Source organism: Kitasatospora sp. NPDC048545 (assembly GCF_040651155.1).
Taxonomy (GTDB): Bacteria; Actinomycetota; Actinomycetes; order Streptomycetales; family Streptomycetaceae; genus Kitasatospora.
Map to the genome: position 1 here is coordinate 123934 of NZ_JBEZIQ010000014.1, position 13582 is coordinate 137515.

Consider the following 13582-nt stretch of genomic DNA (forward strand, 5'->3'; position numbering starts at 1 on the left):
CTCAACCTCGGAGGGCTTGCGGGTGGGCCGCTGCCGTCCACCGACCACCTCGGCGGGCAGCGCGAAAGCCGTAGCGGCCGTGGATCTCCTTATCTGGACACCTTCGAGTGACGCTTTCGCCGGTGCCGCGGCGGCGGAGGCGGTGGTGTCGTTGGGCCATCCGGGTGCGTGCTCGGGAGGCCGTGGTGCGGGTGGTCAAGGAACGCGATGGCGGAGTCGTGCGGCGGGTGCGCTTGGTCGACGGAGACGGCCAGCCGGTCGCGGCTGCCTGCCGGTTCCTCGATCACCTGGTCGACCGGGGGTTCTCGCCGCACACGATCTGCGCGTACGGCTACGACCTGCGGCGTCTGTTCACCTTCCTCGCCGCCGAGGGGATGGACTGGCGGGAGTTCCGCGGCCCGGACGCCTTGCGGCTGCTGGCGTTCCTGCGGCGGGAACCGTCGCGTCGACCCGCCCAGCGGCTGGGCCTGACGGTGGTCGTCGGCGGCCCGGAGGCGCCGGGCAGTCTGCTGGTGCCGGCGACGGTGAACCGGATCCTGGCCGCTGTTTCCAGCTTCTACGACTGGGCGGTGGTCGCCGAGGAGTACGACGGCGACTCGCCGATGCAGATGCGTCTTGACCCGGCGCTCGCCCGTGTGCCGGACCGGCGCCAGCCGTTCATGGGCCGCGCGAGCCGTCAGCAGCCGATGCGCCGCACGGTGACGGTCAAGCAACCGCGGCGGCTGCCGCGTCCGGTGGATGCCGCCGACGCTCTGCGAAGCCTGATCGAGACGGCCAAGGCCGGCAATGCCGCAGCCCGCCACGACGCGTGGGCCCAGCGGCCGGTCCGCTACGTGTTCGTGCGCCGGGGCAAGCCGATGGGCCGACAGTTCCTGTTCACCGACTCCCTGGAGATCGCCTGCCGCAAGGCCGGGCTGGTCGACGGCGACGGCAACCCCACGGTGACCGCCCACCGGTTCCGGCATACCGTCGGCACCCAGCTCGCCGAGGGCGGCGCCCAGATCCAGACCATCATGGCGATCCTCGGCCACCGCAACGCGCAGATGTCGGCCACCTACTCCCACATCAGCGACCCCGTCCTGAAGGACCAGTACGAGAAGGTCATCGCCGCCGGCGGCCGGATCGCGGGCCCCGCCGCTGAGGAGCTGCTCAGCAGCCGAATCGGCAAGGACACTCTGAACTGGCTCAAGACCAACTTCTTCAAGACCGAACTCGAACTGGGCCACTGCCTGCGGGCACCCGCCGAAGGACCCTGCGAGTGCGACCTCTACCTCCGCTGCTCGAAGTTCCTCACCACCAGCGAGTACGCACCACGCCTGCGAACCCGACTCTCCCGAGAGCAGCAGCTCGCCCAGGACGCCATCGAACGCGGCTGGCCCCGCGAGGTCGAACGTCACAACGCCATCGCCGACCGCATCCGGAGCCTCCTCGCGGACCTCGGCGAGAGTCCCGAACCCGCCCCTGGCGACCACCGCTGAACCGACCCGGGCCTTCACGGATTGAAGAACGGGGTGGACAGCCAGACGGCAACGGCTCAAGGTGGTCCGCATGCTGTCCCTTCGGAGCATCCCCCACACAGTTCGCCGCCGGACCCCACTCACCAAGGCGGAACGCGTCCGCGTGCTCGACGAGTTCAACGCCGCCGTGCGGTGCCCCGACGCGCACGGCGGGCTCGCGTGCTTGCCGCTCCTCCTCGATGCCCTCGCCGAGGACGAGCCCCGGCCCGACGGCACGCGGTGGATCGTGGACGACAACGCGCGGTTGGACATGGCAGCATTGCTGCGCTACTGCTTTCCCCAGCCGGAGATACACGTGGTGGCCGCAGAGTACGGCGCCGCAGCCCACAACCGCGGCTGGCTCCGTCTCGATCGAGCCTTGCCGACTCACGACTACACGAGCCTCGTCGAGACAGCCGAAGGCTGGGCGGAGACCGACCGCACATTCGACGACGTTCTGCAGGTCTATGGTCGTCCCTCCGCGACCTTTGGCGACCAAGATCCGCATTCGGCCAAGACCGTCGGCTACGGATCCGGCGATCGGACCGCACCGCTCGCTGTTTTCCACTTCGGCGAGGCGGGAGACGCCCCCTCAGCACGTCTGCTCGCCTTCCGGAGCGGTGACGACATGTTCGGAGCGAGCATGGGCTTCACCCCGTTCGGCGACGCCCTTGTTGACGAGCGCGAGAGGCGCCAACACTGACCCAGCCACTCTCACGCACGCAAATCGTCCAGATAAAAGTCAATGTGGGCGGACTTCAGCGGGACAGGCGGGCAATGTCGGCGTCTCCGCCGGGCAGACCCTGCCGACCAGCGCGGTACCGCCCAGGACGGGAACACCGTCTCATGATCGACCACGAGCAGATGGCAGCCCCCCGGCCGGGCAGCCGGGGCTCGGACGGCTACCGGCCGGCCTACTTGAACGTGTCCAGCGCGGTGTCGGTGTTGTCGAGGGCGGTTACCAGTAGCTCCCGGCCCGCCTTCAGCATCCCAACCTGGTTGATGACGGTGACGAAGTCGACGGTCGGGTCCGCCTCTTCGAGTGTGCCGATCACGCCCAGCATGATGTGCAGCGCCTCGGCGGCCTGCGCGGCCGCGTCCACGATGGGCCCGGTGTCCGGATCGTTGGTGAGGAGGAAGAGCGGGATACCCACCCGCCGGACCTGCCAGCCCAAGAACGATATCTGCCTGGCCGGGTCGTCCCAGGTGCCGGCGCCCTTCAGCTGCTCCAACCATGCGGTAGGGGAGTCCGGTGGCGGAGAGCTTGGCTTTGATCAACTCCAGGTTTCCGCCCGTAGATGATGATTCGCTTGTTGGTGTCCTGCCAGGACGGATTCGTGCTCGTGGTTGCCTTCGCGTCGGCATGTCGTTGAGCAGCGTGCCGGTGGCCGCGATGCGCTCGGGCGATGAGCCGTCCACCGATCGGACATCCCTATGTGAGAGGACCCCGCGCCATGTCGGACGACGACTTCGGCTACAGCCAGCAGTACCACTACAACTCCTACCCCAGCCATGGAGACGACCCGACGCCGAAGCCTGCCGGCCAGCCCGCCATCTACGCCGACCGCAACTTCTCGGGTGCCAGCATGACGCTCCAGGCGGGTACCTACGACCTCACCAAGCCGGGTGCTGTCGGCAACGACTCCATCAGCTCGGTCAAGGTGCCCAGCGGCTGGACGGTCACCCTCTATGCCGACACCGGCCTCCAGGGCGCCAGCAAGGCGTTCACCAGCGACACGGCCTATGTCGGTGACGACTTCAACGACGTCGCTTCCTCTATCAAGGTCGACAACTCCTGACCTGCCGCTCCCGATCGGGGTCACATCAGCGATCGGATCCACGCACCGGCCGTCCGGCACCACCGCCGGGCGGCCGGCCACCCCCGGGGTCGCGTCGGACTACCCGCCGTTCCTGTCTCGCGCTGGTGATCAATTCCGCAGCCACGGAACGAGCGCCTGTGCCCAAGCCCGGACCCGCAGAGGCCCGCCCGAGCAACGCAGTCGCTTAATCCTGCAACCGCATCTGCGTGACGGATGTCGTGTGGGGCTCGTTGGTGTATCTGTGTGCCGATGAGCTGACGGTTGAGCAGGTCGACTCGTGGTTCGAGGGGATAGCCGGGTTCCATGCCCCTATCGCGCATCGTTTTGGCAGGTCGGAGCCCCGCGATGGTGCACCATCTGCGCTGGTCACGCTTCCGACGACGAAGCCAGGCCCGAGCCCGCCGATCCCACTACAAACGCCGAGGCCACTACACCGGCGGCACCGCCCTCTGACACACCAAGGCGATCCAGGCGGGGCCCGCACCGAACGGTGTGGCCCCCGCCGCGGCCTGTACGGGCCGGGCTGCGGTGATCCCGCGCCGGCGACGCCCCGACAGGCAGGCACACCGACGGCAGTGGCGCTCGTCCGTCAGCAGTACGTCCGGGCCTTCTTGACTGCGGGTTCGGCCTGTTGGGGGTCGGAGGTCACGGAGAGCAGCTGCTGCGCCTCCCGCAGGGCATCGGCGAGCGGCTGGAACTTGGCGTCCGCCAGAGCAGCCGCCCTGGCCAGTTCCTCGGCGCCGACGAGGCGCGCCACCACGATGTCGAAGGCCTGCCCGCCATCGGTGCCCGGCAGCTTTTCCGGCAGCCGACTCACGGCCGCGCACGCCAACTCGGCGTCGGTGCCCTGGGCCTTACCGGACGCCGCCCCTGACTGGCAGGCCGTCAGGGCAAGCAGTAGACAGACTGCGGCCCCAGCCCTTGCCGGACGCCTCATCAGTTCCCCCTGTTCGAAGACTTCCGCCATCGTCGGGGCTTCGCCCAGGGGAGATAAGTCCAATCCCGGCCAGTTTGCACGAAGCGGCAGCCTGCCACTCCACGTGACGTCGCTCTCGGCCACGCCATACCTGACGAGCTCTACCTCAACCGCCTCGGCACGTTCTGGCTGTACAGCGGCCACCCCGGGTACAGATCCCCCAGATGCGGTTGCAGCATTAGAGGTCGCGCAAATAGGCGACAGGCGGGCTCGCCTGCTAACCCCGAGGCGGCAGCGAGGCGGACAACTCGCCGATGGCGAGCGGCGACGGCTCCGTACCGAGGATGGCCAGCACGAAGGCAGTGGTGAGCGCGCGGACAGCATCAGCCTGCTTCACCAAGTAGTGACTGCCGCGAGGCACTTCGTACCGGGCCAGGTCCGGGACGACCGCCAGAGCCCGCCGGGCGTAGTCGAGCGACTTAGCAGCGCTCGCTTCGCTGCGGTCCCGGTCACCGTGGATGATCAGCACCCGGCGGCCGACCAAGTGCTCCACCGGGTCGCCGTACGGCAGCCAGGGAGCGATGCCGACCACCCCCACAACCGCTGGGTGGCCGGCCTCCCAGAACGCTGCGCGCCCGCCAAGCGAGTTGCCAATCAGCACGACCGGTACATCGCCATACCGGCTTGCGAGTTCCGCCAGCGCCCAGCGGGTGTCCGCAGCGGTGTCAGCGGCCGCCCCGTTCCAGCCCGCGTAACGGTAGTGGAGCAGGTGGACGGCGATCCCGTCGGAGCGCCCCTGCTCGGTGAGCTCGGCCGCCAGCTCCTGCAACCCCTGCTCGACGAGCTTCAACGGCTTGAGCCGACTGCGAACGAATCCGCCGGGCAGGAGCAGCACCACGCCCCTGACCTCGCCACCGCCCTGCCACTCCGTCAGCTCCGCAGTGCGTTCTCGCGACCTGAACACGCAACCCCTCCCCGTCAGCCCACGCAGATTGTACGGTCGCGCGGACGACGCGTCCCGGCCCGAGCACCCTGCACGGTCGCTCACGGGATTCGCAGGACAGGCCCGGACAGGACGGGCGCAGGTGCCGAGATCATGAAGTCGCGATGCTCTGTGATCACCGGGGAGACTTGTGCCTGTGCTGCCTTCATGGCTGATTGAGCCGCTGTGGGACCAATTCGCCGCCCTGCTGCCGCCGCGGCCACAGTTCGATCCAGCCCATCCGATGGGCTGCCACCGGCGCCGGATCAGCGACCGGATCATGTTCGACAAGTTGCTCCAGGTCCTCCGGTTCGGCTGTTCCTACGAGGCGATCGCCGACTCCACCTGCTCGGCCACCACGATCCGCAACCGCCGTGACGAGTGGATGGAACTGGGGCTCTTCGTCCGGCTGAAGCAGATCGCGCTCGAAGCCTACGACCGCGTCGTCGGCCTCGTATTGGACCAGGTCGCCGTAGATGGTGCCATCACCAAGGCGCCCGGCGGCGGTGAGGCGGCCGGACGCTCACCGGTCGACCGCGGCAAGCAGGGCATGAAACGCTCTGGCATGTCCGACGGCTACGGCATCCCGCTCGGGCGGATCCTCGCTGGCGCGAATCGCCACGATTCTCCCCTCCTGGCCCCAACGCTCGATCTACTGGGCGAACTTGGGCCACTACCCGACGTGATCACTGTCCACCTGGACGCCGGATACGACTCGGCTGCCTCCCGGGCCGTGCTCGACGAGCGGAACCTGCGTGGCCGGATCGCGCGCAAGGGGACCAGGGCGCCGGTCCAGGCCACCCGGCGATGGCACATCGAGCGCACCCACGCCTGGCAGAACGCCTTTCACCGCCTCGCCCGCTGCTACGAACGCCGGACCGCCGTCATCGAGGCCTTCTTCGACCTCGCCGACACGATCATCACCGTCCGCAGTCTGATCTGCCGAGCCTGGACCACCCACCGTTGGGACACACGCCTCCGCCGCCGACCGTGAACAACCCCCTATTTGCGCGACCTCTAACTCTTGACGGCCTCCGCGATCTGCGGTGCCGCCTGGGCGGGCGTGGGGGTGCGTCTCGCAGGGGAGACCCCTGGCACGGGAACTCGCTTCCCGCGCCAGGGCCGCAGGCCCACGATCGCTCAATGGAGGAACCCCGTGGGAGTCACGTTCCAGGCTGTGGTCTCGCCCAACGCCACCCAGTACTACGGCAGTATCGTGATCTCGAACATCGTCCAGGACAACGGCAGTCCGGTGACGATGGAGAAGTACCTGAAGGTGAGCCTGACCTCACCTGCCTCGGTCAACGGCAGTGACGTCAATGTGGTGCTGAACCCCTGGCAGGAGATCGAGGCCTCGGCCGAGAACACCCAGACCGACAGCGGGACGTTCGAGATCACGCTCAAGCTGGCCCCCCAGTCCACCCACACCTTCAACCTGTCGGACACGATCACCATCGGTGTGAACGGCGACCTCACCGGTGACACCGCGAAGCTGCACCTGGACTCGATCAAGATCAGCGCCGACGACTGACCACCGCACTGCCGCCGACCCGGTGGGTCCCGACACGGCGGTCTCCAGACACGTTGTCCGGAGACCGCCGCGTCGCTGTCAGCCGGTGGTCGGTAACGCGTGTCCTGTCGCGTTGAGCTTGTCTGTGGATCTTGCACCGAGCTGCGGTGTTGCCAGGTCGAGTGAGAACACTCGGCTCGAGATTCTCAGTGCATCTGGCTTCTGCGGAATCCGGTAGGACTCGAACCCCACCAGTGACGCCGTGGTCGCCGTCCAGTACCAGCCTGGGAAACGCCGCTGTCCGCGGTACGACGCAAAGCGCCGCACCGGACTCGCGGACTCGAAGGCAACCCGGGCAACCTCCTCCAGAACGGACCGCCGCAGGCCGCCGCCGTCAGCATCGGCCCACTCGACATCGACCAACCCCAGGTCCATCAACACCCCCGGCCCTCACGTACACGCGTCGAAGCGACCGTGACAGGTGCAGTGAGAACCAGACCGGCGAAGCGAGATCAAACCCCGAACGAAGCAAAACCCGCCGCTCAGGGCGCGACGCAGTGAGAATCCGACAACACGGATGAAACCGAGTGAGAATCCGCCAGCTGCGATGCGACAGGACAGCAGCGGTTCTCAATCCCGTGTCCGATCGGCCGCTCAGATGACATTGCGGCTGAGAAAATGACACCGGACTTGAGAACCTGCACAGGCATGACCCGAACTACTGATTCGGCACTACTCCGCGCGTAATGACCTCGGCGTAACCCGTCCGTCCTCCTCCGTCGCGAGGGTTGTGAAGATCCTTTGCGCGCTGCACAGTCGTTCCCGCACAGCACGAACGGCACGCACAGCACGCACGATCGGCACGACTCATAAGGCCCGAACGACTCGTACGGCCCGAACCACCCGTACAGCCCGAACGGCCCCCGCACACCCCGACGCAGGAGGTTCCGATGAACCGGTCCGTGTCCCAGTCCCCGACCAGGCGCCTGGGCGCCCTCACGGCTCCGCTGCTCGCACTCGCCACCCTCGGGCTCGCCGCCCCCGCCCATGCCGCCACCGCCCATGCCACGACCGCGCCGAGCGTCACCGTGGTCTGCGACTCCGGCAACAGCGTCTGGTCCTGTGACGCCTACGCGGCCGGCGGCAGCGGCAACTACAGCTACTCCTGGACTGCGGTCGGCAACGCGGGCTTCTACTCCGGCCTCACCGCCCCGGGCGCCTACGGGCCGTGCCGGACGAACCTGGCGGCCGCGGTGAAGGTGACCGTGACCGACAACGGCACCGGGGCGAGCGTCTCCCGGCAGGAAGGGTTCTTCTGCTACGCCATCGCGCCGTAGCGGTCCGACAGCCGCGACGCCCCGGGGCGGACGACCCCGGGCGGACGGTACGGACCCCGACACCGTCCGCCCCGGGCCCGGCGGCACCAGGTACGTCCGCCCCGGGTACGGCCACCCCGGACGCAACGGGGCCGACCTGTAGAAAACTGACAAATCTGCAACAACGAAGGCAAGTTGCCCCCGCGGCCGGCGGCTTCCTGCCATCATCCCGCTGAGCCCCGGCGGGTGCCCGGGACGCGAGGTGGCGTAGGTGCGGTGGACGCGCGGATCAGGGTCATCGGCGGCGACGAGGTGCGGGAGACGGCGGAGCTGTGGGACTGGCTGCGGCGCGAGCGGGCGCTCGCGGGGCTGGTCCGGCCCGTCCCGACGCCGCCCGCCGACGGGGAGTTGGGCGGGGTCGGCCAGGTCCTGGAGGTCGCGCTCGGCGCCGGCGGTGCGGGCGCGGCCGGTGGCGGAGCCGGGGGCCCGGGCGGTGTCACAGTGGAGCAACTCGCCGACGCCACCGGCCGCTCCACGGACGAGGTCACGTCCTATCTCACCGGCCGGGCGATCCCGCCCCGCGCGTTCCTGGACGCCTTCGCGGCCGTCGAAGGTGGCGACGGGGTCGTCCTCCGTCGTCCACGGCTCCGCGCCGCGCCAGGGGCCGATGCGGCGGACCTGCTCCAGCGCGGTGTCGTACCTCCGCGCCTTGAGCAGGTATCGGGCCGGCAGGTGCCGCAGTCGCTGCACACGCCGGTCGTCGTCGGGGACGAGGTCCGACGACCGGGCGACGCTTTCCAGCCGGTCCTCGGCCGCGCGCGAGGACGGAAGCGCCGAGAGGCCGAAGCGCCGGGTGCGCTCACGCAGCGCGTGCAGGTGGATCCCGGCGAGCGGGCTGCCGGCCGGTACGTCACGCAGGGCGCGTTCGGCGAACGCCGTCATCAGCTTGCGGCTGCCGGCCCGCCACGCGCCCACCTGCCCACCGGCTGCGGCTGCGGGGCGGGATCGTTCCGGTGGTCGGCCGAGTTGGAGTCCGTGAGCGGGCCCCGTTCTCCACGGGGTCCGGCAACGGACGAAGGGGGACGAGGGAGCAATGGGGAGCGGAACGGCGCCGGACAACGCGGCGCAGCGGCGGGTCGAGGAGATCCTGGGCGAGGTCACCGGGTCCGGTGCGGAGCTCGGGGTGCAGGTGGCCGCGTGGCTGGACGGCGAGCTGGTGGTGGACGCCTGGGCGGGCGCGGCCGACGAGGCCGGGGGCCGGCCGATGGGGCCGGACACGCTGGTGCCCGCCTGGTCGACGGGGAAGGGGGTGGCGGCGGCCCTGGTGGCGGTGCTGGTGGACCGGGGGGTGCTGGCGTACGGGGAGCCGGTGGCCCGGTACTGGCCGGAGTTCGGCGCGGCCGGCAAGGAGCGGGTCACGCTGGGCCAGGTGCTCTCCCATTCGGCCGGGCTGCCGCAGCTGCCGGCGGACGTGACGCCCGAACGGCTGCTGGACCTTCCGGCGACGGCCGCCTGGCTGGCCGGTCAGGCGCCGTTGTGGGAGCCGGGCAGCGCGGTCGGCTACCACGCCTGGACGTTCGGGGTGCTGGTGGCCGAGATCCTGCGCCGGGCCACCGGCCGGGGCTGTGACGAGTTGCTGCGCGAGGAGCTGGCGGGGCCGCTCGGGATCGCCGACGACCTGTTGTTCCACGCCCCGGAGCGCCTGCAGTCGCGGGTGGCCGTCTGCGACGACGGCGGGTGGGCGGCGCGGCTGGAGGCGATCCCGGCCGGGGCGCCGTTCCTCGTCGCCGCGCCGCGCGCCGTGTTCCCGGTCGCCGGGCTGGCCAACCGTGCCGACTTCCGGCGCACGCCGCTGCCGGCCAACGGTGTGCTGACCGCGCGTGCGCTCTCCCGGCTGTACGCGGCGCTGGCGGGCGGCGGTGAGCCGGCGGGGGTGCGGCTGCTCTCGGCGCCGACCCTGCGGGAGGCGACCACGGGCCGGGTGAGCGGCGTGGACCGGACGCTGGGCATCCCGTGGACGATGGGCTACGGCTTCCTGGTCGGGGACGGCACCACGCCGGTGCGGCCGGCGGGCGGCTTCGGCCACAGCGGGTCGGGCGGCAGCACGGCGTTCGCCGACCCGGCGCACCGGTTCTCCTTCGCGCTCGTCAAGAACCGGATGACCACGGGCTCCCTGGACGCGCGGCTGGCCGGCGAGGTCCGCACGGCGCTGGGCATCGCGGACCGCTGAGCGGCGACGGCCCCGGGGCGGGGGCGGGGGCGGGTCTGCTCCGCTTCCCTCCCGGGGGCCTGCGTCCGCGGCGCCGCGCGTACCACCGCGGCGTCGCTCGCCCGGAGTTCACCGGCCGACGGGCCCCGGGTGTGCCGGTGGCCGCGCCTGCGCCGTCGCCCCTGTCTGCTCCCGCTCCCGTTCCTGCTCCTGCTCCCGTGCCCGGACCTGCAGTTCCGCGACCAGGAACGCCAGGTCGAGGGACTGGCTCCGGTTGAGCCGGGGGTCGCAGGCGGACTCGTAGCGCAGGGCGAGGTCGGCATCGCTGATGGCGGTGGCGCCGCCGACGCACTCGGTGACGTCGCAGCCGGTCAGCTCGACGTGGAGGCCGCCGGGGTGGGTGCCCAGTGCGCGGTGCACCTCGAAGAAGCCCCTGACCTCGTCCGCGATGTCGTCGAAGGCGCGGGTCTTGTAGCCGCTCCCGGAGGAGAAGGTGTTGCCGTGCATCGGGTCGCAGGCCCAGACCACGGGCGCGCCCGAGGCTGTGACCTTCTCCACCAGCGGCGGCAGCAGGTCGCGGACCTTGTCCGCGCCCATCCGGGTGATGAGGGTGAGCCGGCCGGGTTCGTGGTCCGGGTCCAGGCGGTCGACCAGGGCGAGCGCGTCGTCCGGGGTGGCGTCCGGGCCGAGCTTGACCGCGACCGGGTTGCGGATCCGGGCGGCGAACTCGACGTGGGCGCCGTCGGGCCGGCGGGTGCGCTCGCCGATCCAGACCATGTGCCCGGAGACGTCGTAGAGGTCGCCGCTGCGCGAGTCGGTCCGGGTCAGCGCGGTCTCGTAGTCCAGCAGCAGGGCCTCGTGGCCGGCGTAGAACTCGGTGGTCCTGAGGGCGGCCGGGTCGATCCCGCAGGCCCGCATGAAGGTCAGCGCGGAGTCGATCCGGTGGGCGAGGTCCCGGTAGCGCTCGCCGGCCGGGGAGCCCGCCACGAAGTCGCGGTTCCAGGCGTGCACCCGGTGCAGGTCGGCGTAGCCGCCGGTGGTGAACGCGCGGATCAGGTTCAGCGTGGCGGCGGAGGCGTGGTACGTCCGTCTGAGCCGGTCCGGGTCGGGGGTGCGGGCGCGGGCGGTGAACTCCGGCGCGTTGACGGCGTCGCCGCGGTAGACGGGCAGTTCGACGCCGTCCCGCACCTCGGTGTCGCGGGACCGCGGCTTGGCGTACTGCCCGGCCATCCGGCCGATCTTGACCACCGGCACGGATCCGGCGTAGGTCAGGACGACGGACATCTGCAGCAACGTCTTCAGCTTGTTCTCGATCTGCCCCGCGGAGACGCCGTCGAAGGTCTCGGCGCAGTCGCCGCCCTGGAGCAGAAACGCCTCGCCACGGGCGACCGCGGCCAGCCGGGCGCGCAGCTGGTCGCACTCGCCGGAGAACACGAGCGGCGGGAAGCCCGCGAGTTCGGCGAGGACGTCGTGCAGGGCGGCGCGGTCGGGCCAGTCGGGTTGCTGGGCGGCGGGCAGGTCACGCCAGGAGTGGTGGGTGTTCAGCGTCTTGTCCTTGTCGCTGGGCGGCCCGGGGGGCATCGGGGGGAGGTCGTCCGGGTTCACGGCAGGCGTACGACGGTCCGCATGCCGGTCACGACGTCCCGCCCGTCCGAGGTGACGGTCAGCAGGATCACCGCCCGGCCGACTTCACTCGCCCTGCTGGTCCGACCCATCCTGCTGCTCCCGGGGCGTCGCCGCGCGGAGCAGCGCCGCCTGCCGGCGCGCGGCCCGGTCGGGGGCGACCGGCGTCATCGCCCGGTCCTGCCAGGCGGTGACCGGGCGGATGCCGTGCAGCGCGTTCACCGTCCACACCTCCAGGCTGTCCGGGTCCTGCGGCCGGCACGCTTCATGGCGCACCTCGACGCCCCGCCGCGCGGCGAGCCGCCGGAGCAGCAGCCGGGTGATTCCGGGCAGAACGGGCAGCCAGGGCGGTGGGCATGTCGTCCGGCTACTCCCCGATCGGCGCCACGATCATCTCGGACCGCATCGCCGAGCCGTTCCACAAGGGCGACGCCGTCTTCCCGCACGGCTACACCTTCGGCGGCCACCCGGTCTCCGCCGCCGTCGCGCCGGCCAACCTCGACATCTTCGAGCGCGAGGGCATCAACCAGCACGTGCTGGTCAACGAGGGCAACTTCCTCAAGACGCTGGACGAGCTGCGCGAACTGCCGATCGTCGGCGACGTCCGCGGCAACGGCTACTTCTACGGCGTCGAGCCGGTCACCGACAAGGCCGCGAAGACCACGTTCACCGACGAGCAGTGCGAGCGCGTGCTCTACGGCTACCTGTCCAAGGCGCTGTTCGGCAACGGGCTCTACTGCCGCGCCGACGACCGCGGCGACCCGGTCGTCCGGTTCGCCCCGCCGCTGATCGCCGACCAGTCGACCTTCGACGAGATCGAGCAGATCATGCGCCACTTCCTCACCGAGGCGTACAGCAGGATCCGACCGGCCTGCCTCCGGCCCCGGCGTCCCCGCGACTGCCCCCGCGGGCACGCCGGTACGGGCCCTGCCTGCGGGACCAGGCAGGGCCCGACTCGTCCCGGCGGAGCGGGTGGCCAGCGGCGTGCCCGGCGCGGGCGGCCCGGGGCGCGGGTCGTGGGTCAGGTGGCGCGGAGCAGCGCGCGCAGTTCCGCGGTGTCGAGGATGCCGGCCCGGGAGGGCAGGACCCGGCGGAGCAGGAGATCGTGGACCTCCGGGTCCGGGTCGGCCACCCCGTCGGACAGGACGTGGAGCCGGTAGTCGCGGTCCGCGGCGTCGACGACGGTGGACAGGACGGCGCCGCCGGTACTGACGCCGGCCACGACCAGCGTGGTGATGCCGCGCTCGCGCAGCCGCCGGTCGAGGTCGGTCGTGGACAGGCCGCCGAAGCGCGTCTTGCGCACAACGATGTCGCCGGCCCGGGGGGCCAGGCGCTCGTGGACGGCCGTGGCGGGGTCCTCGTGATGCAGGGCGCGGTACCGCGCCACCGGACCGAAGGACGTGTTGGCGTCCGGGACGGCCGCCCAGTCGTCCTCGGTGAAGCCGACCCGCACGTGGGCGACGGTGCCGCCGGCGGCACGTACGGCGGCGACCGCTTCCTCCACGCGGTCGAGCAGAGCCTCGCGGGCGCCGTCCCCGGGCAGGGCCGCGAGGACCGCGGGATGGCAGTCCAGGACGAGCAGGGCTGTGTGCGCGGGGTCGAGTGCGGGGGTCGTGCTCACGTGGGTGTCCTCCTTGACGGGTGGTGCTCGGTGGGATCGGTGCCCGCTGGGTTTGATACCGGTCCGTCGGAGCGCGGGGCCCCGACGTG

The 13582-nt window shown here is 71.0% G+C and carries 13 protein-coding genes and 3 pseudogenes; 9 read left to right on the forward strand and 7 right to left on the reverse strand.

Annotated elements, in window-relative coordinates:
- The first annotated feature begins 164 nt into the window (after positions 1 to 164).
- Positions 165 to 1478: a tyrosine-type recombinase/integrase gene (locus AB0D10_RS16200; protein WP_360256286.1), complete on the forward strand. Its 1314-nt coding sequence runs from the start codon at positions 165 to 167 to the stop codon at positions 1476 to 1478.
- Between the two features lie 142 nt (positions 1479 to 1620).
- Positions 1621 to 2199, forward strand: a complete 579-nt coding sequence (locus AB0D10_RS16205) for a hypothetical protein (protein WP_360256288.1) — start codon at positions 1621 to 1623, stop codon at positions 2197 to 2199.
- A gap of 211 nt (positions 2200 to 2410) precedes the next feature.
- On the opposite strand, the gene AB0D10_RS16210 is transcribed toward AB0D10_RS16205, so the two are convergent.
- Positions 2411 to 2728: a DUF6245 family protein gene (locus tag AB0D10_RS16210; RefSeq protein WP_360256291.1), complete on the reverse strand. Its 318-nt coding sequence runs from the start codon at positions 2726 to 2728 to the stop codon at positions 2411 to 2413.
- 204 nt (positions 2729 to 2932) lie between these two features.
- On the opposite strand from AB0D10_RS16210, the gene AB0D10_RS16215 reads away from it, so the two are divergent.
- Complete coding sequence (locus AB0D10_RS16215; protein ID WP_360256294.1) at positions 2933 to 3295, forward strand: peptidase inhibitor family I36 protein; 363 nt, start codon at positions 2933 to 2935, stop codon at positions 3293 to 3295.
- Positions 3296 to 3905: 610 nt separating this feature from the next.
- On the opposite strand, the gene AB0D10_RS16220 is transcribed toward AB0D10_RS16215, so the two are convergent.
- The gene (locus tag AB0D10_RS16220) at positions 3906 to 4133 is read right to left on the reverse strand and encodes a hypothetical protein (RefSeq protein WP_360256296.1); all 228 of its coding nucleotides are present in this window, start codon (positions 4131 to 4133) and stop codon (positions 3906 to 3908) included.
- A gap of 376 nt (positions 4134 to 4509) precedes the next feature.
- Positions 4510 to 5130 carry an alpha/beta hydrolase gene (locus tag AB0D10_RS16225; RefSeq protein WP_360256298.1) on the reverse strand — a complete coding sequence of 207 codons (621 nt, stop codon included), beginning with the start codon at positions 5128 to 5130 and terminating at the stop codon, positions 4510 to 4512.
- A 235-nt stretch (positions 5131 to 5365) separates the two neighbouring features.
- Between AB0D10_RS16225 and AB0D10_RS16230 the strand changes: the two genes are divergently transcribed.
- Entirely contained in the window at positions 5366 to 6208 is an 843-nt protein-coding gene (locus tag AB0D10_RS16230) for an IS5 family transposase (protein WP_360256300.1), read from the forward strand.
- 162 nt (positions 6209 to 6370) lie between these two features.
- On the forward strand, positions 6371 to 6745 hold the full coding sequence (locus AB0D10_RS16235) for a hypothetical protein (protein ID WP_360256302.1): 375 nt from the start codon (positions 6371 to 6373) through the stop codon (positions 6743 to 6745).
- A 78-nt stretch (positions 6746 to 6823) separates the two neighbouring features.
- Here AB0D10_RS16235 and AB0D10_RS16240 read toward each other — a convergent pair whose 3' ends face one another.
- Entirely contained in the window at positions 6824 to 7165 is a 342-nt protein-coding gene (locus AB0D10_RS16240) for a hypothetical protein (protein WP_360256304.1), read from the reverse strand.
- 509 nt (positions 7166 to 7674) lie between these two features.
- On the opposite strand from AB0D10_RS16240, the gene AB0D10_RS16245 reads away from it, so the two are divergent.
- The 3 genes and pseudogenes from AB0D10_RS16245 (at position 7675) to AB0D10_RS16255 (ending at position 10270) form a co-directional block, all read left to right on the forward strand.
- On the forward strand, positions 7675 to 8061 hold the full coding sequence (locus AB0D10_RS16245; RefSeq protein WP_360256306.1) for a hypothetical protein: 387 nt from the start codon (positions 7675 to 7677) through the stop codon (positions 8059 to 8061).
- Between the two features lie 291 nt (positions 8062 to 8352).
- A pseudogene (locus tag AB0D10_RS16250) lies at positions 8353 to 8658 on the forward strand (helix-turn-helix domain-containing protein); the annotation flags it as partial.
- A gap of 475 nt (positions 8659 to 9133) precedes the next feature.
- Positions 9134 to 10270, forward strand: a complete 1137-nt coding sequence (locus AB0D10_RS16255; RefSeq protein ID WP_360256308.1) for a serine hydrolase domain-containing protein — start codon at positions 9134 to 9136, stop codon at positions 10268 to 10270.
- Between the two features lie 210 nt (positions 10271 to 10480).
- On the opposite strand, the pseudogene AB0D10_RS16260 reads toward AB0D10_RS16255, so the two are convergent.
- Both AB0D10_RS16260 and AB0D10_RS16265 read right to left on the reverse strand, forming a co-directional pair.
- Positions 10481 to 11830 (reverse strand): annotated as a pseudogene (locus tag AB0D10_RS16260) (class II 3-deoxy-7-phosphoheptulonate synthase); the annotation flags it as partial.
- A 108-nt stretch (positions 11831 to 11938) separates the two neighbouring features.
- Complete coding sequence (locus AB0D10_RS16265; protein ID WP_360256409.1) at positions 11939 to 12214, reverse strand: aminotransferase class IV; 276 nt, start codon at positions 12212 to 12214, stop codon at positions 11939 to 11941.
- A gap of 11 nt (positions 12215 to 12225) precedes the next feature.
- Between AB0D10_RS16265 and AB0D10_RS16270 the strand changes: the two are divergent.
- Positions 12226 to 12735: pseudogene (locus AB0D10_RS16270) on the forward strand (aminotransferase class III-fold pyridoxal phosphate-dependent enzyme); the annotation flags it as partial.
- 158 nt (positions 12736 to 12893) lie between these two features.
- On the opposite strand, the gene AB0D10_RS16275 reads toward AB0D10_RS16270, so the two are convergent.
- Complete coding sequence (locus AB0D10_RS16275) at positions 12894 to 13493, reverse strand: cysteine hydrolase (RefSeq protein WP_360256310.1); 600 nt, start codon at positions 13491 to 13493, stop codon at positions 12894 to 12896.
- Between the last annotated feature and the right edge of the window lie 89 nt (positions 13494 to 13582).

Bases quoted from the DNA above. Each gene is read 5' to 3' on its own strand.
- AB0D10_RS16245 (WP_360256306.1), top strand. From the start codon at position 7,675: ATGAACCGGTCCGTGTCCCAGTCCCCGACCAGGCGCCTGGGCGCCCTC.
- AB0D10_RS16255 (WP_360256308.1), top strand. From the start codon at position 9,134: ATGGGGAGCGGAACGGCGCCGGACAACGCGGCGCAGCGGCGGGTCGAG.